Source organism: Tautonia plasticadhaerens (assembly GCF_007752535.1).
Taxonomy (GTDB): Bacteria; Planctomycetota; Planctomycetia; order Isosphaerales; family Isosphaeraceae; genus Tautonia; species Tautonia plasticadhaerens.
The window spans coordinates 8,110,668-8,131,386 of the sequence record NZ_CP036426.1; the positions used below are offsets into that span (position 1 = coordinate 8,110,668).

The window sequence follows — 20,719 nt, forward strand, 5'->3', positions numbered from 1 at the left end:
GTTTCCCCGCCCGCCCCGCCGCCGAGACGAGGAGCCCACCATGACCCTCGACCGCCGAGACGACCCCCGCCCCCTGACCCGCCGCCAGCTCCTCGGCCGCGCCGGTTCGGGCTTCGGCATGCTCGGCCTCGCCGGGGCCATGGAGGCCGGCGGCCTGCTGGCCGCCCCCGCCCGGGGGGCGACCACCGGCCTCGACGGACTGCACCACCCGGCGAAGGCCAAGCGGGTGATCTTCCTGTTCATGAACGGCGCCCCGTCGCACGTGGACACCTTCGATCCCAAGCCCGCGCTGGCGGCCCACGCCGGGGCGGAGCCGTCGGCGAAGGAATTCGCCGTCAGGACCAAGGGCGGCACGTTCATGCCCTCCCCCTTCCGCTTCCGCCCCCGGGGCGAGAGCGGCGTGGTGATGAGCGAGCTGTTCCCGAACCTGGCCCGGCACGCGGACGACCTCTGCGTCCTGCGCGGCATGCACACCGACACGCCGAACCACGAGCCGGGCCTGCTGATGATGCACTCCGGCAACCAGCAGCCGATCCGGCCGAGCCTCGGCTCCTGGGTCAGCTACGGGCTCGGCTCGGAGAACGCGAACCTGCCGCCGTTCGTCGTGCTCTGCCCGGGGCTGCCGGTGGTCGGGCCGCAGCTGTGGTCGAGCGGCTTCCTGCCGGGCGAGCACCAGGGCATGTCGGTCAACACGACCGACCTCGACGTGCACACGATGATCGCCCACCTGAAGCACGCGAAGCTCGACCGCCCCGAGCAGCGTCGGCAGCTCGACCTGATCCAGCAGATCAACGACCTGCACCGCCGTCAGCGCCCGCACGAGGCCGCGCTCGACGCCCAGATCTCCGCCCTCGAACTCGCCTTCCAGATGCAGTCCGAGGCGGGCGAGACGTTCGACCTCGGCCGCGAGCCCGACCGCCTGCGGGACGCCTACGGCCGGACCACCTTCGGCCAGAGCTGCTTGCTGGCCCGGCGGCTGGTCGAGCGCGGCGTGCGGATCGTCCAGGTCTACTACGTCGACGGCCGGAACAAGCAGCCCTGGGACACCCACACCGCCAACGACGAGGGCCACCGCCGGCTGTGCGACGACGCCGACAAGGCCACCGCCGCGTTGCTGGCCGACCTGAAGGGTCGCGGGCTGCTGGAAGACACCCTGGTCGTCTGGGGGGGCGAGTTCGGCCGGACGCCCTATTCCGAGCCGGCCAAGAAGGGGGAGCCGGGCCGGGACCACCACAACACCGGCTTCTCGATGTTCCTCGCCGGCGGCGGCGTGAAGGCGGGCCACACCCACGGCGCCACCGACGAGTTCGGCATGAACGCGATCGAGGGCCGGGTCCACGTCCACGACCTGCACGCCACGATGCTCCACCTGCTGGGCGTCGACCACGAGAAGCTCACCTACCGCTACTCCGGCCGGGACTTCCGCCTGACCGACGTGCACGGCACGGTGGTCCGGGACATCCTGGCCTGAGCCGGCCGGGGCATCCGACACGTCCCCGCTCCGACTCCCTCTCCCCGCGAGCGGGGAGAGGGCCCGGGTGAGGGGCCTTCGAGGAATCGCAAGGCCCTGCGCGTCGACCAAGCCCCCTCACCCGGGCTTCGCCCACCCTCTCCCCGCAAGCGGGGGCGAGGATCGGAGGGTCACCGGATGCGCCATTCGGGTCAATCGTCCTCCCGGAACGCCCCGTCGCCGTGGCGGACGGAGACGCCGACCGGGTCCTTGAAGGTGAGGGTGCGGTAGGGGAACGGGATCTCGATGCCCGCGTCGTCCAGCGCCCGCTTCACGGCGGCGACGACCTCGTCCCGGGACCGGCGGATGTCCAGCGGCCGCGAGCCGGTCCACCAGGTGACCTCGAAGTCGATGCTGCTGGCGCCGAAGCCCTGGGCGAAGATCTCCACGTCCTTGCGGGTCGAGACGGTCGGCAGGCCCTCGACGGCGGACCGGATGACCTCCCGGGAGCGGTCGACGTCCTCGCCGTAGGCGACGCCGCAGACGATGGTGGTGCGCCTCAGGTCCAGGTCGGTGCGGACGGTCACCGGGTTCATGAACAGGGCGGCGTTGGGGATGACCACCCGCTGGCCGTCGGTCTGGCGGATGTGGGTGTCGCGGATGGTGATCTCCTCGACGAAGCCCTCCAGCCCCTGGCACTCGATGCAGTCGCCGAGCTGGAAGGGCTCCCGGAGCAGGATCAGCATCCCGGCGATGAAGTTCTCGAAGATGTCCTTGAAGGCGAAGCCGACGGCGATGGAGCCCAGGCCCAGCGCCGTCAGGGCCTTGGCGGGCGTGACGGTGGGGAAGATGATGACTGCGGCCGTCAGCAGCCCGGCCACCCAGATCAGGATGGTGGCGAGCTGGCGGAACAGCTCGCCGAGCGACTTGCGGATCCGGGTCCGGCCGAAGACGTTCTTCAGGCCGCGATCGGCCCCGGCGGCCGCCAGCCAGGTGACCGCGAGGAAGGCCAGGCCGATGGCCAGCTGCGGGAGGAGCGAGAGGAAGTCCCCCGCCAGGTCGCGGAGGCTCCTCAGGACGATCTGATTCGGTTCCATCGGGCGGTCCCCTGGCGATCGGCACGGTCATCGGGCGAGGGGCGCCCGACCGGGGTCCTTCCCCGCCCTCGGGCTGGGCAAATCGGGGGCCGCCCGGCGTCGGCACGGCGATCGCTGGGCTTCCCGGCCCCGATCCCGGACGACCGGGTACGGTCGGGGCGGCTTCCCGGGCGAAGGGCGAGGCGGAGGGGCGGATGCAGACCGAGGTGATGGTCCAGCTGGCGGCGATCGTCGTGCTGGGGATCGGGGCGCAGTGGGTGGCCTGGAGGCTGAACCTGCCGGCGATCCTGCTGCTGTTGATCGCCGGGCTGGCGGCCGGGCCGGGGGCGGAGTGGCTGGGCCCGGGACGGCTGGTCGACCCGAACGCCCTGCTCGGCGACACGCTGCCGCCGCTCATCTCCCTCTCGGTGGCGGTCATCCTGTTCGAGGGGGGGCTGAGCCTCCGGCTGGCCGACCTGCGGACCTCGATGGCGGTGATCCGCAACCTCGTGACCGTGGGGGCGGGGGTGACCTGGGCGATCGGCGCGGTGGCGGCGAAGCTCCTGGTCGGGGTGCCCTGGCCGCTGGCGATCCTGCTCGGGGCGATCCTGGTGGTGACGGGGCCGACGGTGATCGGCCCGCTGCTGAGGCACGTCCGGCCGTCGGGGGGGGTGGGGCCGATCCTGATGTGGGAGGGGATCGTCATCGACCCGATCGGGGCGGTGCTGGCGGTGCTCGTCTTCGAGTTCATCGGCTCGGCCGACGGCGCGGGGGCGGGGCTCTCGGTGGTGATCGCCGGGGCCCTGAGGACGCTCGTCGTCGGCCTGGCGGTGGGCGTCTCGGGGGCGGCGGCGATGATCTGGGTGCTCGGGCGGTACTGGGTGCCGGACTACCTGCACAACCCGGTGGCCCTGATGGTGGTGGTGGCCTCGTTCACGCTCTCGGGGGTGCTCCAGGAGGAGTCCGGCCTGCTGACGGTCACGGTGATGGGCCTGGTGCTGGCGAATCAGCGGTCGGTGTCGATCCGGCACATCGCCGAGTTCAAGGAGAGCCTGACGGTCCTGCTCGTCTCGGTCCTGTTCGTGGTGCTGGCGGCCCGGCTCTCCCCCGGGCAGATCGCGGCGGCCGGGCCGGGCAGCGTGCTGTTCACCCTGGCCCTGATCCTGCTGGCCCGGCCGCTGGCGGTGCTGGCGTCGACCGCCGGCCAGGGCCTGGGGTGGCCGGAGCGGATCTTCCTGATGGGGATGGCGCCCCGGGGGATCGTGGCGGCGGCGGTGGCCTCGGTCTTCGCGATCCGCCTGAGGGGGGAGGGGATCGCGGGGGCCGATCGGCTGGTGCCGGCGGCCTTCACGGCGATCATCGGCACGGTGATCGTCTACGGCCTGGCCTCCGGGCCGTTGGCCCGCAGGCTGGGGCTGACCGGCGGCCGGCTCGGCTACCTGATCGCCGGGGCCAACCCGATCGGCCTGGCCATCGCCCGGGCCCTCCGGGCCGAGGAGATCCCGGTGATGCTGGTCGACACCCGGACCGACCGCCTCGATTCGGCCGACCACGACGGCATCCCGACGCTGCACGCCAGCATCCTCTCCCCCTTCGTCCGGGAGCGGATCGACGCCGGCCGGATCGGCCGGCTGCTGTCCCTCACGCCCAACGAGGAGGTCAACAGCCTGGCCGCCCTGCACTTCACCAGCCTCTTCGGCCGCGAGAGCGTCTTCCAACTCACCCCCGAGCCCCACGGCGCCGCCCGCAACCCGGCCAACGGCGACGCCGGCCCCGAGCCCGACGTGGCCTCCAGCCTCTCGGCCCAGATCGACGCCGTCGACGCGCACGAGGCCGGCCGCTCCGTCGCCCTGGAGCTGCACGGCCGCGTCCTGTTCGGCCCCGGCATGACCTACAAGCACCTCGATTCGATGCTCTATTCCGGGTCCACCGTCGAGCGCCTCCCCCTGGAGGACGGCGACGACCCCGCCGGGGCCTTCCGCGCCCGGTTCGGCCCCGAGGCCGTGCCGCTGCTGATCTCCAAGGAGGGGGGCGACGTCGTCCCCGTCACCGCCTCCCCCGTGGCCGACGCCCGCATCCCCCGGGCCGTGATCGGCCTCGCCCCGCCCCCCCGGCGGGACGGCTGACCCGGCCGCCGGTCACCGCAGGGGCCGGGTCCGGCGGCCGACGACCGTGTACATGCGGGTCGGCTTGCCCTGGAAGATCTGGAAGCTGTCGGTCACGGACTGGTCCTCGAAGCCGAGCACGCCGAGGAACTGGCCGATCGCCTCGGGCGGGAGGCTCCACCAGGCGAAGGCGCCGGCGGGGTCCTCGCAGACCGGGTTCGGCAGCAGGTAGACGGCCCCCGGGATCGGCGACCGGGCGTGGCGGGGCACGGCGGAGCCGAGCCCGGCCCCCTCGGGCTGCTCGGGGTGGACGTCGGCGACGATCATCGTCTCCCGGGTCAGCCGGGCGGCGTTGGCGAGGGCGCCGAAGGGGTCTCGGAGGTGGAGCAAGATCGCGCAGGCGGTCGACACGTCGACCGGCCCGATCTCGGCGGGGATGTGGTGCGCCGTGCCGTGGACGAGCCTCGCCCGGAGGTTGAACAGGCGGTGGACGAGCCACCAGGCGTTGTTCAGGCGTCGGATGTGCTCCCGGCTGGAGGCGATCAGCGCGTCGACGTCGAACTTGGCGAAGGGGACCATGTCCCAGGAGTGCTCCGGCGAGAGGTCGAAGCCGACCACCTCGGCCCCCTGCTCGTCCATGAACCGGCAGAGCGCCCCGCTGGCCGTGCCCAGCTCCAGCACCCGACGCCCCCGCAGGGGCTCGCCCCCGAGGTAGGCGTGCTCGCGGCCCCGGAGGTCCCACTCGCCGCCGACGACGCCGAAGCCGGGCAGGTCCATGACGTGGTAGAAATGGCAGTCGCCGACGTCCTCGACCTGCCTCGGCGCCTCGTAGATGCCGCCGTCGTCCATGCGATCCCTCCGATCCCTCTCGCGTCGACCCCGCCCCCCGGGCCGGATCCGGAGGGCCGATCTGTAGTCGACCCCGGCAATTGCGTCAAGGACAACCGGCCGCCGCCCTCGGATCCGCCCGGACATCCGAGCGAGTTCGGCGCGGCGTTTGCTCAAGGAATTCGCCACACGCCTCGCATCCTTCGCGTCCAGACCCGATGACGCGGGGCATCCACCGGATCGCGAAACTCGACGTTCGAACCACGGAGTCACCCCATGCTGTTGAAGAAGTTCGCCTCGCTGATGATGATCTTCGGCCTCGGCCTGTTCGCCGCCGCCGGCTGCTCCGAGGAGCAGCAGCTGGAGAACGCGCAGGACGAGCTCCAGGAGGAGCAGGCCGAGACCGCCGAGACCGCCATCGACGCCCAGGAGGACGGCATCGTCACCTCCGACGAGGCCGGCGAGATCACCGAGGAGCAGGGCGAGACTTACGAGCAGGCCGGCGAGGTCGCGGCCGAGGCCGGCGACGTGATCGAGGAAGACACCGACAACTGATCGATCGGTCGCGCGACGCCCACCCGCCTTGCGACCCCCCGGCGCCCCGGGAGGCCCGGACTCCCCCGATGGGGGGGCCCGCCCTCCCGGGGCGTCGTTCGTTCCGGGGGCGGGGCCTCGGGGTCACTCCGATTCGCCGAGGACGATCAGGCAGCGGAGCACCTCGGCGACGCTCCAGGCCTGGGCGATGCAGCCCCGGGGGTGGAAGGGGGGCTCGGCGTCGAAGACCTCGGCGATGGAGCCGACGCAGAAGTCGTCGAGGTGGGCGATCAGGCCGTCGAGGCAGGCCCGGGCGCCGGCTCGGTCCTCGGGGCGGACCTTGAGCCAGGCGTCGAGGAACGGGCCGATCAGCCAGGCCCAGACGGTCCCCTGGTGGTAGGCGGCGTCCCGGGCCCGGCGGTCGCCGAAGTACTTCGGCTTGTAGTCGGGGTGGCCGGGGGCCAGCGACCGGAGGCCGACGGGCGTCAGCAGGCGGTCCCGGACGGCCTGGAAGACCGGGAGCCACCGCGACTCGTCGAGGACCGGGTTCGGCAGGCTGACGGCGAAGATCTGGTTCGGCCGGCAGGCGGGGTCGTCGGCGCCGTCCTCGCCGTCGACGACGTCGTAGAGGAATCCGCCCTCGTCGTACCAGAAGCGATCATTGAAGGACACCCGGCAGCGACCGGCGTGCTCGGCGTAGGGGGCGGCCTCGGCGTCGCCGTGCAGGTCCCGGACCCAGCCCTCCAGGTTCTTCAGGGCGTTGTACCAGAGCGCGTTCAGCTCGACCGCCTTGCCCCGGCGGGGGGTGACGACCCAGTCGCCGACCTTGGCGTCCATCCAGGTGAGCTGATATCCCTCCTCCCCCTGGGTGAGGAGGCCGTCCGCCGGGTCGATCCGGATGCCGTGCCGGGTGCCCTCCAGGTGGCGTTCGACGACCTCCCGGAGCCTGGGGACGAGGGACTCCAGGGTCCGGCGGTCGTTGGTGACGCGGAAGTAGCGGTCGATGGCGTGGAAGAACCAGAGGGTGGCGTCGGCGGTGTGATAGAGGCCGTGGCTGTCGCCTTCGGGATAGAGGTTGGGGATCAGGCCGTCGCGGATGGCGTGGGCGAAGGTGCGGAGGATGTCCCGGGCCTCGGCCTCCCGGCCGGTGCAGAGGGTGAGGCCGTCGAGGGAGATCATCGTGTCCCGGCCCCAGTCGGTGAACCAGTGATAGCCGGCGATGACGGTCTTCAGCTCGTCCCCTGCGGCGTGGGCGCGGGCGGCGTCCTCCACCCGGCCGGCGGGGGTGATGAGGAACTGGTCGGCGGCCAGCACCAGCTCGGCGGCCGGGCCGGATCGGGCGAGCGGGTGGGAGCGGTCGATGAGCCGGGTGCGTCGGGTGAACTCGGCCTCGGCGGCTTCCTCGGGGGAGAGGGCCTCGACGGCCGACCAGGGCTCGGTCGAGGCGATCAGCGTCACGTCCTCCCCCTCGGCCAGATCCGCCCGGAAGTAGCCGGGGCTCCAGAAGTCGCCGGTGGCGGGATAGCCCCGGTTGTCCTCGATCCGGTAGTACACCTCGTCGACCCGGGCCCGCTCCATCGTGTAGGCCGACCTCGGGCCGACCAGGGTCAGCCGGAGCGGCGGCAGGCCGCCGGACTTGCTCAGCTCGTAGCGGTCGGCGGCGGCCGTCAGGCTGTACTCGCCGGGGAGTTCCCGGTCGACCTCGGCGTCGTGGGAGCGGAAGTGGACCGAGGGGCGCAGCTTCAGCCGGAGCGGCCCCGCCCCGGAGACGAGGCGGTAGGTCAGGTGCGTCGTGTTCTGCAGGTGCGGCATGAGCAGCCGCTTCTCGACGACGTGGCCGGTGGGGAACTCGTACCGCCAGACGGGCAGGCCGTGGTTGAGGCGGAACTCGGCCAGGTGGGCGGCGCCGTGCAGGTCCAGCGCGTCCCCGCGGGCGCGCTCCTCCCCGCCGAGGCCGACGACCGAGCCGTCGGGCAATCGGAGGCGGTCGGAGAGGTGGCCGAGCATCAGGGTCCGGCCGAAGCTGCCGGCCAGGGCGGCGATCAGCAGGCCGTGGTAGCGCCGGGTGTGGGCGCCGGAGAGGGTGCCCGAGGCGTAGCCCCCCAGGCCGTTGGTGACCAGCCACTCACGGTCGAGCAGGCGGCGGGGGTCGTCCTCGTCCCGCCTCCAGGCCAGGGTCCGGATGGTGTCGGTCTTCGACTCAGACGGCATGGGGGGCGTCCTCGGTCGGGTGGTCGTCGTCGGCTCGGGGGCGGAGCAGCACGGCGGCGTGGCCGGGGAGGTGCCAGCCGTCGCCGGCCTCCAGGGTCGGGGTGCCGGTGCCGCCGTACTGGTGGGACTCGCTCGACCAGAGGATCTCCCAGGAGGTCCCCCCCGGCGGGGCCAGCAGGGGCTCGGGGGGCGGGTCGAGGTGCAGGGCCCGGCCGAGGTTGACGACGAGCAGCCGGTCGTCGCCGCCGCCGTCGGGGTCGAACGACCGGACGACGAACGCCTCGGGCCCGAGCACGGCGCCGTCGACCGGGCCCCTCAGGCCCTGGCGGTCGCGCCGGAGCCGGAGCAGGTCGCAGTGGAGGGCGAAGTCGTGGGCATGGCCGACCCGCTCGTCGTGGTCGAGCTTGCAGCGGAGGAACGTGGCCGGGTCGCCGGGGTCGGGCAGCCGGGCCTGGATCTCCGGCAGGGCGAGGTCGTCGAACTGCATGAGGAACTCGTCATGCCCTCGCCGGACGGCCTCGGCCAGCTCGGGGACGTGGTCCATGAAGTAGAGGAAGGGGCGGGACGAGGCGAACTCCTGCCCCTGGAAGAACATCGGCGTCTGGGGGGCGAGCAGCCACAACGCTGTCATCGCCCGGTACCGTCCCGGGCCGCACTGGTGGGGCAGCCGCTCCCCCCTCATCGAGTTGGCCAGTTGGTCGTGGTTCTGCAGGAAGAAGACGAACTGGCAGGCGGCGCGGTCGAACGCCGGGGTGCCCCTCCGCTTCGACTGTCGGACGTTCTTCTGCCCCTGGTAGAGCCAGCCCCGCTTCAGCGCCGAGACGAACTCCTGGGCCGAGCCGAGGTAGTCGGCGTAGTAGGCGTCGTTGCGGCCGGTCAGGGCGACGAGGGCGGTGTGGTGGAAGTCGTCGGACCAGGCCATGTCGAAGCCGAGGCCGCCCTCCTCGATCGGCGTCAGGATCTCGGCGTGTTGCGGCTCGTTCTCGGCCACCAGGAGCACCCGGCGCCCGCCGGCCGCCCGGCGGGCGGCCCGGGTGATGGCGGCCAGCAGGTGCTCGGGGGAGTCGTCGTGGACGTCCTGCGTGGCGTCGACCCGGAGTCCGTCGAGGTGGAACTCGTCGATCCAGTAGGCCGCGTTCGCCAGCACGAACTCCCGGACCGGCCCGGACTGCTCGCCGTCGAAGTTGGGGGACTCCCCCCATTCGGTCGTGTGCCGGGTCGACATGTAGTGGCGGCTGAAGCTGGGGAGGTAGTTCCCGTCGGGGCCGAAGTGGTTGTAGACGACGTCGAGGATCACCCCGAGGCCCACCTCGTGGGCGCGGTCGACGAACCGCTTCAGGTCGTCGGGGCGGCCGTAGAGCCGGGTCGGCGCGAAGAGGTCGACCCCGTCGTAGCCCCAGCCGAAGCGGCCGGGGAACTCGGCCACGGGCATCAGCTCGATCGCGGTGACCCCCAGCTCGGCCAGGCCCGGCAGCCGGTCGGCGGCGGCCCCCCAGGTGCCGGCGTCGGTGAAGGTGCCGACGTGCAGCTCGTAGAGGACCTGGCCCTCGGGGTCGATCCCCTCCCACCCGGCGTCGGACCAGGGGAAGCCGTCGGGGTCGATCACCTCCGAGGGGCCGTGCGGCCCCTCCGGCTGGAATCGGGAGGCGGGGTCGGGGAACGGCCCCTCGCCGTCGAGCCGGAACCGATACCGGGCGCCGGGGCCGACGCCCGGGATGGGCCCCGAATGATACCCCCCCGGCTCCCGTTCGAGGGCCAGGGCCCGGGTCTCTCCCCCCTCGAAGACGACCTCCACCCGCTCCCGATCCGGGGCCCAGACCCGGAAGTGCACCCCGCCCCCCCCCGGGAGCGGCTCGGCGCCGACGGGCAACCGCCGCCCTGTGGTCGATCCCATGATGATCCGCCCCCTCTCCCCCTCGGGTCCCGCCGACGACCGCGGCCGGTCCCCACCGGCCGCGCTATCCTTCATTTCGCGTGCCGATCGGCCCCGGACGCCCGGCGGATCGGCCGATCGGCCCTTGCGGGCGGGTGTCCCGGGCGGGATATTCGAGGAGTGCGCCGATGGGTCGCGAGGCCCATGATCCCGAGCCGACGATCGCCCCGCGGAGCGCCGACGCCCCATGTTCGCCTTCGTCAAATGCAAGTGCGGCCGGATGCTCCGGGCCCGTCGCAGCCCGACCCGGACGACGATCACGTGCTGGGACTGCCGATCCGAGGTGGTCGTCCCCCGCTTCAAGTCGGCGGAGGGGCCCAGCTCGGTCGATCGCCTCCGAGGGGCGATGAGCGCGCCCTGGGCCGAGACCGCCGCCGCGGTCATCTTGCTGGCCCTGGCGACGACCGCCCTGATCGCCGCCCCCGTCGTCGGCGTCTGGCTGGCGATGGGGATGCTGGTCACCGCCGCCTTCACCTACGTCCGGCGGATCGAGCACGCCGGCCGGTCGATGGAGCCGGCGGACGCCCCGAAGCCCGCCACGGCCGCCGGGGAGAGGTTCGGCCGGGCGGCCGGCCGGCTGCTGCTGGCGACCGGGCTGGTCGGCGGCCTGGTCCTCGTCCCCTGGCTGGCCGACGGCAGCCAGCAGGTCGAGCCGGCCAGGCCGATCCTCCCGCCCCCCACCCTTCTGGTGCTGGGGATCGTCCTGCTGGTCGCCCTGCCGGCGGCCGTCTACCTGACCACGGCCCGCGACGGGGACGGGACGCTGGGGCCTCGACGCGCGATGGCCGCCGCCCGGAAGCGGAAGGGGGCCTCGACGCTGGCGATCCTGCTGCCCTTGCTGGCGATCTCGGCGATGGAGGCCACGCTCTTCGGCGTGCTCGTCGCCACGAAGAACATCGGCGTCTTCACCTACGACCTCTTCCCGATCCCCCCCGGGGACCGGATCGACCACACCGTCTACGTCAGCGACGGCGACGTCGCGTTCAGCCGCCAGGAGTACGCGAGGCGGGTCTATGCCCATGGCCTGCGGCGGGGGGCCACGCTGGTCGGCTCCGTGCCGATCTCCTTCAACCGGGGGCTCGCCCCCCGGGTGATCGTGCCCGCCTACGGCACGCTCGGCAGCGAGGCCTACCTGCTGGCCCGACTGGGCATCACCCTGGCGGTGGTCCTCACCCTGCTCACCGCCCTGATGTTCCAGGCCGACCTCTTCGGCCGCATCAGCCTGGCCGCCCCGGACGACGACGAGGACGACGAGGGCGAGGGCGAGGACGAAGGGAAAGACGACGCCGAGCCCCTGCCACCCCCCTCCGCCTCCCAGGGCCGCACGCCCGTCGAGGCCGGCACCACCCCGGCCGGGTGATCGGCTCCCGGTCGACCGGCCGATCGCGGCCCGGACGCCCCGCGATGCGACCGGCCCCCCCCGGCCCGGTCGCATCGATCTCCGGGGAGGGGGGGGCCGGGCCCTCAATGCCATCCCGGGATGACGTCCACCCGGCCATCGGCGTACCGCCTCCAGGTGCCTTCTCCCTCCCCATCCCGGTCCGCGTCGACGGGGCCGAGTGCGACGACGGTCGTCCGCCGCCAATGGGTCACGCTCGCCGACCCGAGGGCCGCGACGGCGACCAGGACGAGGAGCATCCACAACCGGAACCGCGTCCGGCGCCCGGGCGGGCTCCCCCGGCCACGTGCCCCCATCTCGCCTCCCTCCCCCGGCCCCCGACGGGTCAGAGCGTCACCCGGTACATCTCCTCGATGGTCGTCACCCCCTGGATCACCTTGGTGATGGCCGCCTGGCGGAGGGTCTTCATCCCCTCGTCCCGGGCGACCTGGCGGATGACCTCCTTGGTCGTCTGCAGCAGGATCAGCTCCCGGATCAACTCGGAGACGTCCATCACCTCGTAGATCCCCGTCCGCCCGTGGTAGCCGGAGTGGAAGCAGGAGGCGCAGCCCTCTCCCCGGTAGAGGGTCAGGCCGCGGTGCTCGGAGGGGTCGAGCTTCAACGCCCGGACGACCGTCTCGTCGGCCCTGAAGCTGACCCGGCAGTTGGGGCAGATCGTCCGCACGAGCCGCTGGTTGACCACCCCCTGCAGGGCGCTGCTGAGCGTGTAGCCGGGCACGCCGTAATTGAACAGCGAGGTGATCGTGCCGGCGGCGTCGGAGGCGTGGATCGTGCTGAAGACGAGCACGCCGGTCAGGGCGGCCCGGATGCCGATGGCGGCCGTCTCGTCGTCCCGGATCTCGCCGATCATCAGCACGTCGGGGTCCTGCCGGAGGATCGACCGGAGCCCCTGGGCGAAGGTCAGGCCGATCTGGTTGTTGATCTCCACCTGGTTCACCCCGGGGAAGTTGTACTCGACCGGGTCCTCGATCGTCATCACGTTGCGGCGCGGGTGGGTGACGCGGTCCAGGCAGCTGTAGAGCGTCGTCGTCTTCCCGGCGCCGACCGGCCCGCCGACGAGCACCGCGCCGTAGGGCCGGGAGAGGAACTGGTTGATCTTGGTCGCCTGCTCCGGCTCCAGGCCGAGGTTGCCCATCTCGAACCGGACGGAGATCGGCTCCAGCACCCGGAGCACGACCTTCTCGCCCCGGGTCGTCGGCAGGGTCGAGCAGCGGAGGTTGTGCGTCCGGCCCTGGTGTCGGACCGTCAGGGCGCCGTCCTGGGGGTGGCGGCACTCGACCAGGTTCATCTCCGAGAGGATCTTGATCCCCCGGACGACCGCCTGGCCGGTCTCCAGGTCGAGATCCACCATGTGGTGCAGCTGGCTGTCGATCCGGAACCGGACGAGGTAGCGGTCGTCGTGCGGGTCGAGGTGGATGTCGGTGGCCCGGGCCAGCAGCCCCCGGATCATCACCTGCTCGATCAGGTCGGAGGGGACGGCCGTCTCGGCGATCCCGCGGAGCTCGGCCCTCAGGTCGCGCTCGGCACGTTCCTCGTCGGCGACCGGCTCGGCGGCCGGGGCGTCGGGCGTGAGGCCCTCGGCCTCGGCCTCGGCGCGGGCCCGCTCCTCGTCCTCCTGCTCCGCCAGGCGGTCGGAGACGGCCTTCTCCAGGTCCTCGGGGGCGACCAGGTGCAAGTCTCGCAGGGCGCGCATCAGGGCGATGTCCTGCTCCTGGGCGTGTCGCTGGGCGACCAGCAGGCGGTCGGTCGACAGCAACTGGCGTTCGAACAGGACCCGGACCAGGGCCTCGTCGTCGATCGCCGTGTCGGCATCCCGGGTCACCACGTCCTCGGCCATCGCGATCGCCTCCGGGGGGCCCTCGCACCGTCGCTGGTCGACGGGCATCCGATCCGAACCTCGTGCGGCGTGCCGTCGCATCCCCACGTTGCGAAATTGTAAGCCCCGGAATCATGCGACGAAACTTATTTCCCAACCTCATCAGGACTTCGATCCCGGCGAGGCCCCCCGGCCGCCGGGGCGGGCCTCGCCGACGGCCGATCCCCGGCCGGTCGGGGCGGTCGACCCATCGACGGCCGGCGGCATGTTCACCCCCTCCCGGGCGACCGGGGCCCGAGGCGAGGCGACGCGGGACCGAGGGGTCCCGGCCCCCCGAGGCGGCCCCCCCCGGCGACCCGGGCCCGAGCCCCGGGCGCCGGGGCCGCCCCGAGGTGGCCTTGCCCGGCGGGGCGATCCGGGGTAGGGTGACGCCCCACGTCGCCGACGCACCGCGAGGAGGGACCGGACGAGCCCGGCCCTCGAGCCCCTCCCCGTCGCCCGACGCCCGGACCCCGGGCGTCGGCCCGAGCCTTCACCCGAGATGACGACCCCGACGCGACCGAGGCTGGGCCCGAGGACCCGAGTCGCCCTGGCCCTCGGCGCGGCCGCCCTGCTGGCGGCGCTGGGCGTGGCCCGGACGCTCGAACCGGACCCCAGGGGGTTCGGCACCCACGAGCGGCTGGGCCTGCCGCCCTGCGCCTCCCGGCTCCGGACGGGCGTCGGCTGCCCGACGTGCGGGATGACCACGAGCTGGGCCCTGGCCACCCGGGGGAGACCCCGGGAGTCCTGGCGGGCCAGCCCCGCCGGATGCCTGCTGGCGCCGGGCTCGGGTCTCCTGGCGGCCTGGATGGCCTGCTCGGCCGCCTCGGGGCGGCCCCGGCCGTTCCGGACCGCCTCCGGCCCGATGGCCGGGGCGGTGGTGGTCGCCTCGGCGTCGGGACTGGCGGCCTGGATCCTCCGGACCTACTGGTCCGGGTAAGCTCGATCAGCACTCAAGGGAGGGGACACGGATGACCCTTCGGCCATTCGATCGGACGCGACGGGCGGTCGCCGCCGCGGCGCTGGGCCTCGCGATGCTCTCCCTGGCCACCGGGTGCGACCCCCGCGCCCTGGCCTACTTCCTCCAGCCCTTCGAGCCCAAGGTCGACCCCCCGGGGCCGTCGCTCAAGGGGAAGAAGGTCGTGATCCTGACCCACGCCACCACCGGCACCCGGGGGGACTTCCCCGACCTGGAGGCGGACCTGGCCAAGGGGCTCGGCCGGGCCCTCGCCGCCGAGGTGAAGAAGATCGAGGTCGTCCCCTACCCCAAGGTCAAGGTCTGGGCCGACGGCCACCCCAACTACACCGACCCCGCCGCCGCCGGCATCGACTTCGACGCCGACGCGGTCGTCTTCCTCGAGGTCGAGGGGATGGAGATCGACAACCCCAGCAGCCCCGGCCTCTTCCAGGGGCTCTCCCGGATCCACGTGAAGGTCTTCGAGCTGACCACCCCCACCGACGAGAAGGGCAAGCCCATCCCCGGGCGGGACGAGGAGATCCTCGTCACCTACGACCAGGTCCTCGAATCCAACTTCCCCCGCACCCAGGGGGCCATGCCCATCAGCGCCACGGTCAACCGCACCGCCTTCCGCCGGAAGTTCATGGAGGTCGTCCTCTCCGAACTCTCCTGGCAGTTCATCCCCCACGCCAACGCGGACACGATCCAGGACACGAGCCTCTGACCCGGGCCTCGTGACGGAGGACGGAGGACGGATGCGATCCGGCCCCGGATCGAGGCCGACGCGATCATTCGCCCCGCCGGCCGGGCCATCCGTCCTCCGCCATCCCGCATCAGTCGGCCGCCCTCGGCGATTCCCCCAGCAGGCGGGCGATCGCGTCCAGTAGCACGATCTCGACCGTCGGGGCCACCTTCGACGCCCGGTCGCTCGCCTCGTAGCCGACCTGGTCGTAGGCGTGGGCGGTGCCGATGTAGCCGGGGCCGTAGTCGCCGTAGGCGGCCATGCAGACGAACCGGTCGAGGCGGATCGCCTGGGCGGCGAGCTGGTACTCCACGAACAGCTCGCCCGGCAGGTGCAGCACCTTCGCCGGCCCGATCGACAGGCAGGAGACCGGGATCGGGTCGCCCGCCCGGCAGCGCCTCAGCCAGGCCAGGCCCCGGGCCGCGGACACCCGGCCCTCGGCGTCCCCGCCCTCGAGGGTCGCCTCCAGCTCCTCCTCGACCAGGTGTTTCCCCGGCGGCAGGAGCACCGGCACCGCCTCCCACCCCAGATCCCCGGCCGAGATCGGGTGCCGGGCCGTCGAGGCGGCCTCCCAGGCCCGTTTCATGCCCTCGGCCAGGCGATCGGCGAGGAGCCGGCGGTTCTCGGGGGCCCCGTCGTTCCACTTGCCCGCGCCGATGTTCCCGCCGGCGCCGTCGAAGTGGACGTGGGGCACGCCGGTCTCGTCCTCCCGGGCCTCCCGGGCGAGGCCGGGGAAGTCGCACGAGGCCAGCCCGGTGCGGTAGTAGCTCTGGGGATGGGTGGCGTAGTACGACAGGGCGGCGACCGGCTCCTCGCCGTCGAAGAAGGCGAGGAGCTTGACGTCCGGGTCGATCGTCCCGGCCGGCTCGGCGCGGAGTTCCACGTCCTGGCAGGCGGTGTACCGGGTGGCCCGGACCTTGCCGTCCTCGCCGAGGATCCGGCGGTTCGAGGCCACCTGCCCGACCATCCCCTCGCCGATGCCGAGGTGGGTGACGGGCCTCGCCTCGTCCTTCGCCTCGCGGGCGGCCTCGGCGGCCCGGGCGATCACGTCCCGGGCGAAGTCGGGGTCGAAGTAGGACTCGGCCGGGTCGATGCCGTGCTCGACGAGCAGGTCGGCGACGGTGAAGTCGCAGGTCGGCGCGTCGTGCTGGTGCAGGGCATGGACGGCGACCCGGTCCGGGGTCGTGCCGACCGCCCCGGCGATCGCCCGCTTGAACGCGTCCTGGCCGCCGTTGCCGATGCCGATCCAGTCGACCGCCACCAGCACGATCGGCCCGCCCTCGCCGACGAGCACCACGCCCTTGCAGTGCAGGGGGTCCTGCACCCCCTCGGTCGGGTCGTAGGCCATCGGCGTGCCGACCGGCGGCGAGGCGTCCACGTCGAAGGTGCCGACCTTCAACGGCTCGCTCGCCGGGGAGGGCGGTGCGGCCAGGCCGAGCAGGGCCAGCACCGCCATTGCGACGGAGTCTATGCGCATCGGGATCACTCCGGGCTGGTGGGCAGCGGTCGGATGCTGACCTCCTTGAAGAAGACCACGTCGCCGGGGTCGTGGACCTGGAGGCCGATGTAGCCGGCCCGGGGCCGCACCGGCTCCCGCTTCGGCTCGTACCACTCGGTCCGGGGGGGCAGGTCCTCGGCCTTGGGGTCGAACTCGGAGAGGCGGACGCCGTCGACGTCGACCGTGACGAGGTCGCCGTCGAGGGTGATGACCATCGTCTTCCACTCCTCGGGGGCCTTCTCCGGGCTCGACGTGGCCGGGGCGAGGGAGTAGATGGCGCCGGTGCGGTGCAGCGGGTCGGGGAAGTCGCAGATCTGCACCTCGTAGCCGTGGTGGACGGCGAACCAGGCGCCGGTCTCGGCGTCGGGGTCGGAGGGGGCCTTGAGCTTCTCCAGGTCGTCGGCCACCCGGACGTGGACCCCGGCGTTGTCCCGGGCGTCCTCGGAGCGGTAGACGACCCGGATCTGGCAGTCTCCCAGCGTCTCCTTCGTGTAGAGGAGCACGCCGAGGCCGTCGGGCGAGGGGTCCGTCCGCAGGGAGCCGTCGACCAGGGAGAAGCCGCCCCCGCCGACCTGGGTCCAGGCCTCCCGGTCGAGGGCGGTGCCGTCGAACAGGGGGCGCCAGCCCTCGTCGTCGGCCGCGAGGCAGGGGGCGGGGGCGGCCCCCCCCAGCAGGATCATCGAGAGCAGGGCGACGCGGGGGGATCGGGGCATGGGATGCACCTCCGGGGGCCTCGGCCGGGGAGGACCGCCGTCCGGCGTCGACCGGTCGGCCTCCTTTCGGCGGTCGGAAACCCGGAGGATAAGGCCCGATCGCCCCCGTGTCCAGGACCGGCAGCGGGCCGGGCCGGGCCGGGCGTCTCAGCCCCCGAGGCCCCAGTCGAGCCAGTCGTACGCCCGGGCCTGGGCCTCGGGCGGGTAGGCGTGCCCCTGGCGGTGGTTGAACAGGCCGAGGGCGTCGGGGGCGCCGAGCAGGCGATAGGCGGGCAGGCAGGCCTCGATGTAGGGCCAGCTCCGGTCGCCGTCGGCCGAGTCGCCGCCGATGAGCAGGAACGGGCGGGGAGCCACCAGGGCGAGCACCTGGGCGTGGTCGAGGGCGAAGCCGGGCCGGTTGACCGCCTCGCCGTGGTACCAGGGGGCGTCCCAGTTGGAGTAACCGATGCCGATGCCCCCCTCGCTGGAGACGGTCGCGGCGACCCGGTCGTCGAGGGCGGCCAGGAACAGCGCCTCCTTGGCCCCGAGCGAGTGGCCGATGGCGGCGACCCGGTCCCGGTCGACGTCGGGCTCGGCCAGGAGCAGGTCGAGGGCGCGCCGGGCGTCGAAGGTCATCTGGGCGGTGCCGGTCGCCCCGGGGTGGCGTCGGCGCTGCCAGGCGACGGCGTCCTGGTAGCGACCGGGGCCGCCCTGTTCCCAGAGGAAGCAGCGGGGGCAGACGGCGACGTAACCCCGTCGGGCCAGGTGCAGGCCGATGGACTTGTCGGCGGGCCCTTCGAGCCCGGCGGGCTGGCGGATCGTGTAGTCGACCGTCGAATGGAGGACGACCGCGCCGGGGCGGCTGGCGAGCGGGGCCGGGTCGGCCGGGCGGAGCAGGTAGGCCTCGACGAGTCGGCCGGGCTCCGGCTCATACCGGACGAGCAGGCGATCGACCGGAGGCTGGCCGTCGGCCTCGGGGGCGACGGTGTCCCGCCCCAGGACGGTCGGGGGCGGGAGCGGGCCGGGGTCGTCGATGCGGCCGAGGAAGTCGAGCCAGGCGCGTCGCAGCTCGGCCCGGCGGCGCGCCCAGGCGTCGGGCGAGGGGATCGGCCGCCCCCCGGCGTCGAGCAGGGCAGGGGCGGGCCGGTCGGCATCCGCCGGGATCGAATCGGGGGGCGTCTGGACCTCGGCCAACCAGGGGGGTGGGGTGCCGCGATCGGGGCGGGGGGCGGTGCGGGACGGGGATCGCATGGGTCGGCAACCTCCGATCGGTGTTCGATGGGCCGGCTCGTCCCGTTCGTTCATCCGAGGGTGGTGCAGGCGGGGCCGGGCGTCCCGGTCAGAGCCTCCCCTCTCCCCGCTCGCGGGGAGAGGGGGGCAGATCCGGACCCTCGCCCCCGTCTGCGGGGGAGAGGGTGGGCGAAGCCCGGGTGAGGGGGATCGGACGACGCGAACGGCCTTGCGATCTTGCACCGACCCCTCACCCCAACCCTCTCCCCGCGAGCGGGGAGAGGGGGGCGGAGTGCCGGGCGATGCCCGGCGTGAGGGCGGTCGGCCGGGCCCGGCCCGGACGGCCGGTCGGGATCACTCGGCGCCCTCGGCGGGGGCGGACTCGCCCTCGGCGCCCTTCTTGGCCTTGGGCTTGGGGCCCTCGGTGGCGCGCTGGGCGCGGGCCTCGATCTTGGCGGCCTTCTTGACCTTGCGGGCCTCGCGCTTCTGGACGCGGGCGGCGGCGGCCTCGGCCTCGCTCGCCTTGCCGCGGACGCGCTCCTTCAGGCGGACGGCCTTGCCGACGCGGTCCCGCAGGTAGTAGAGCTTCGCCCGGCGGACCTTGCCCGAGCGCTTCACGGCGACGTCGGCGATCCGGGGGGAGTGGACCGGGAAGGTCCGCTCCACGCCCTCCCCGGCGACGATCCGGCGGACGGTGAAGACCTCACGGACGCCGCCGCCGGAGCGGGAGATGACGACGCCGTTGAAGATCTGGATGCGTTCCTTGTCCCCTTCGAGGATCCGGACGTGCACGTCGACCGTGTCGCCGATCTCGAAGTGCGGGACCGTCTCGCGGAGGCCGGTCTTCTCGACCAGCTCCATCAGGGCGTTCTGCATGGCTGGGGTCCTCGTGTCGGATGACTGCGATTGGATTGATGATCGGTCAGGCCGGGGGCCCGGCCTCGCGGCGGTGCCGGCGTCTCCAGCGGTCGATGGCGGCGTGGTCGCCGCCCAGCAGGACCTCGGGGACGCCCAGCCCGCGATAGGAGCGGGGCCGGGTGTAGTGGGGATATTCGAGGCCGCCGTCGGGGCCGAAGGATTCGTCGAGGGCGCTCCGCTCGTCGCCGAGCACGCCGGGCACCAGCCGCATGACCGCGTCGATGACCGCCATGGCCGGGACCTCGCCGCCGGAGAGGACGTAGTCGCCGATGGAGAGGGCCTCGGGCCGGAGCACGTCGAAGATCCGCTGGTCGAAGCCCTCGTAACGGCCGCAGAGCAGGACGATCCGGGGCTCCCCGGCCAGTTCCGAGACGAACGCCTGGTCCAGCCTCCGGCCGGCGGGGGTCATCGCGATCAGCCGGCCGGGCCCGTCGCCGAAGCTCGCCCGCACGGCCTCGACCGCCGAGACGACCGGGGGGGCCATCATCAGCATGCCGGGGCCGCCGCCGAAGGGGGTGTCGTCGACGCTCCGGTGCTTGTCCAGCGCCCAGCGGCGGATGTCCCAGAGGTCGACCGAGACCAGCCCTCGGCGGATCGCCCGCTTCAGGATGCTCTCGGAGAGGAACCCCTCGAAGAGGCCGGGGAACAGGGTCAGCACGTCGAACCGCAGGGGCGGCGGGGGCATCGTCGGGTGGACCTGGGCGGCGGCCGTTCGGGGGGGAGGGTGGGTGACGGATGGTGGGCGACGGAGGTCGGGGATTCGGGATCCGGACCCCGCCATCGGTCATCCGCCACCGGGCGTCCCCGCCCCGGCGGCCGCGGCGGGCGAGCGGCTCAGGACGACGATTCCTCGGCCTTGGCCTCCTCGGCGGCCGGGGCGGCCTCGGCGGCCGGGGCCGGCTCGGGCTCGGGGGCCGGGGGGGCGGCCTTGGCCTTGGGGGCGGGGCCGCCGGTCAGGTGCGTGGTCTTGGCGCCGGGGGCGGGACGCTCCTCGGCCGGGACGTTGTCCCAGGGCTCGCCGTTGCCCGGCTTGGTGATGCCGTGCCGCTTGAGCATGGCGGCCACCTTCTCGGTCGGCTGGGCGCCGACGGACAGCCAGTAGCGGACCCGCGGGGTGTTGAACCACTCCCGGGCCGCCTCGTTGCGCACCAGCGGGTCGTACCAGCCGAGTTCCTCGATGGCGCGGCCATCGCGGGGGGTGCGGGCGTCCATCACGCAGATGCGGAAGAACGGGCGGTGCCGCCGGCCGAACGACTTCATGCGAATCTTGACCATCTGGATCGATCACTC

At 73.3% G+C, this 20,719-nt stretch carries 17 protein-coding genes and 1 pseudogene; 6 read left to right on the forward strand and 12 right to left on the reverse strand.

What is annotated here, in order from left to right; genetic code table 11:
- Nucleotides 1-40: 40 nt before the first annotated feature.
- Nucleotides 41-1,471, forward strand: coding sequence for a DUF1501 domain-containing protein (locus tag ElP_RS32230; RefSeq protein WP_145277299.1), 1,431 nt, complete (start codon nt 41-43; stop codon nt 1,469-1,471).
- Between the two features lie 191 nt (nt 1,472-1,662).
- On the opposite strand, the gene ElP_RS32235 is transcribed toward ElP_RS32230, so the two are convergent.
- A complete protein-coding gene (locus ElP_RS32235; protein WP_145277301.1) occupies nt 1,663-2,547 on the reverse strand; it encodes a mechanosensitive ion channel family protein in 885 nt (294 codons plus the stop codon).
- A 194-nt stretch (nt 2,548-2,741) separates the two neighbouring features.
- On the opposite strand from ElP_RS32235, the gene ElP_RS32240 reads away from it, so the two are divergent.
- Nucleotides 2,742-4,652 (forward strand): cation:proton antiporter, encoded by a 1,911-nt coding sequence (locus tag ElP_RS32240; protein WP_145277303.1) that lies wholly within the window; start codon nt 2,742-2,744, stop codon nt 4,650-4,652.
- Between the two features lie 12 nt (nt 4,653-4,664).
- On the opposite strand, the gene ElP_RS32245 is transcribed toward ElP_RS32240, so the two are convergent.
- A complete protein-coding gene (locus ElP_RS32245; RefSeq protein ID WP_197446540.1) occupies nt 4,665-5,480 on the reverse strand; it encodes a class I SAM-dependent methyltransferase in 816 nt (271 codons plus the stop codon).
- 255 nt (nt 5,481-5,735) lie between these two features.
- On the opposite strand from ElP_RS32245, the gene ElP_RS32250 reads away from it, so the two are divergent.
- Nucleotides 5,736-6,014, forward strand: a complete 279-nt coding sequence (locus ElP_RS32250) for a hypothetical protein (protein WP_145277307.1) — start codon at nt 5,736-5,738, stop codon at nt 6,012-6,014.
- 123 nt (nt 6,015-6,137) lie between these two features.
- On the opposite strand, the gene ElP_RS32255 is transcribed toward ElP_RS32250, so the two are convergent.
- Nucleotides 6,138-8,204, reverse strand: a complete 2,067-nt coding sequence (locus ElP_RS32255) for an amylo-alpha-1,6-glucosidase (protein ID WP_145277309.1) — start codon at nt 8,202-8,204, stop codon at nt 6,138-6,140.
- Nucleotides 8,194-10,098, reverse strand: coding sequence for a malto-oligosyltrehalose trehalohydrolase (gene treZ / locus ElP_RS32260; RefSeq protein WP_145277311.1), 1,905 nt, complete (start codon nt 10,096-10,098; stop codon nt 8,194-8,196). Before treZ ends, ElP_RS32255 begins: the two co-directional genes overlap by 11 nt.
- 226 nt (nt 10,099-10,324) lie before the next feature.
- On the opposite strand from treZ, the gene ElP_RS32265 reads away from it, so the two are divergent.
- Nucleotides 10,325-11,497: a hypothetical protein gene (locus ElP_RS32265; RefSeq protein ID WP_145277313.1), complete on the forward strand. Its 1,173-nt coding sequence runs from the start codon at nt 10,325-10,327 to the stop codon at nt 11,495-11,497.
- Between the two features lie 104 nt (nt 11,498-11,601).
- Here ElP_RS32265 and ElP_RS32270 read toward each other — a convergent pair whose 3' ends face one another.
- Together ElP_RS32270 and ElP_RS32275 are read right to left on the reverse strand one after the other, a co-directional pair.
- Nucleotides 11,602-11,832 carry a hypothetical protein gene (locus ElP_RS32270; protein WP_145277315.1) on the reverse strand — a complete coding sequence of 77 codons (231 nt, stop codon included), beginning with the start codon at nt 11,830-11,832 and terminating at the stop codon, nt 11,602-11,604.
- A gap of 29 nt (nt 11,833-11,861) precedes the next feature.
- Complete coding sequence (locus ElP_RS32275; protein ID WP_145277317.1) at nt 11,862-13,421, reverse strand: GspE/PulE family protein; 1,560 nt, start codon at nt 13,419-13,421, stop codon at nt 11,862-11,864.
- Nucleotides 13,422-13,893: 472 nt separating this feature from the next.
- Between ElP_RS32275 and ElP_RS32280 the strand changes: the two genes are divergently transcribed.
- Entirely contained in the window at nt 13,894-14,331 is a 438-nt protein-coding gene (locus ElP_RS32280) for a DUF2752 domain-containing protein (RefSeq protein ID WP_145277319.1), read from the forward strand.
- A gap of 31 nt (nt 14,332-14,362) precedes the next feature.
- Nucleotides 14,363-15,073 carry a hypothetical protein gene (locus ElP_RS32285; RefSeq protein ID WP_145277321.1) on the forward strand — a complete coding sequence of 237 codons (711 nt, stop codon included), beginning with the start codon at nt 14,363-14,365 and terminating at the stop codon, nt 15,071-15,073.
- 109 nt (nt 15,074-15,182) lie between these two features.
- On the opposite strand, the gene ElP_RS32290 is transcribed toward ElP_RS32285, so the two are convergent.
- From ElP_RS32290 to rpsP, 6 genes and pseudogenes are all read right to left on the reverse strand, one after another.
- Nucleotides 15,183-16,568, reverse strand: a complete 1,386-nt coding sequence (locus tag ElP_RS32290; protein WP_197446541.1) for a hypothetical protein — start codon at nt 16,566-16,568, stop codon at nt 15,183-15,185.
- A 5-nt stretch (nt 16,569-16,573) separates the two neighbouring features.
- Nucleotides 16,574-17,302 carry a 3-keto-disaccharide hydrolase gene (locus tag ElP_RS32295; RefSeq protein WP_145277323.1) on the reverse strand — a complete coding sequence of 243 codons (729 nt, stop codon included), beginning with the start codon at nt 17,300-17,302 and terminating at the stop codon, nt 16,574-16,576.
- Nucleotides 17,303-17,449: 147 nt separating this feature from the next.
- Nucleotides 17,450-18,532 (reverse strand): dienelactone hydrolase family protein, encoded by a 1,083-nt coding sequence (locus ElP_RS32300; RefSeq protein ID WP_145277325.1) that lies wholly within the window; start codon nt 18,530-18,532, stop codon nt 17,450-17,452.
- A gap of 507 nt (nt 18,533-19,039) precedes the next feature.
- A pseudogene (gene rplS / locus ElP_RS32305) lies at nt 19,040-19,387 on the reverse strand (50S ribosomal protein L19); the annotation flags it as partial.
- Between the two features lie 46 nt (nt 19,388-19,433).
- Nucleotides 19,434-20,114: a tRNA (guanosine(37)-N1)-methyltransferase TrmD gene (gene trmD / locus ElP_RS32310; RefSeq protein WP_145277330.1), complete on the reverse strand. Its 681-nt coding sequence runs from the start codon at nt 20,112-20,114 to the stop codon at nt 19,434-19,436.
- 149 nt (nt 20,115-20,263) lie between these two features.
- Entirely contained in the window at nt 20,264-20,704 is a 441-nt protein-coding gene (rpsP, locus tag ElP_RS32315) for a 30S ribosomal protein S16 (protein ID WP_145277332.1), read from the reverse strand.
- Nucleotides 20,705-20,719: the final 15 nt, after the last annotated feature.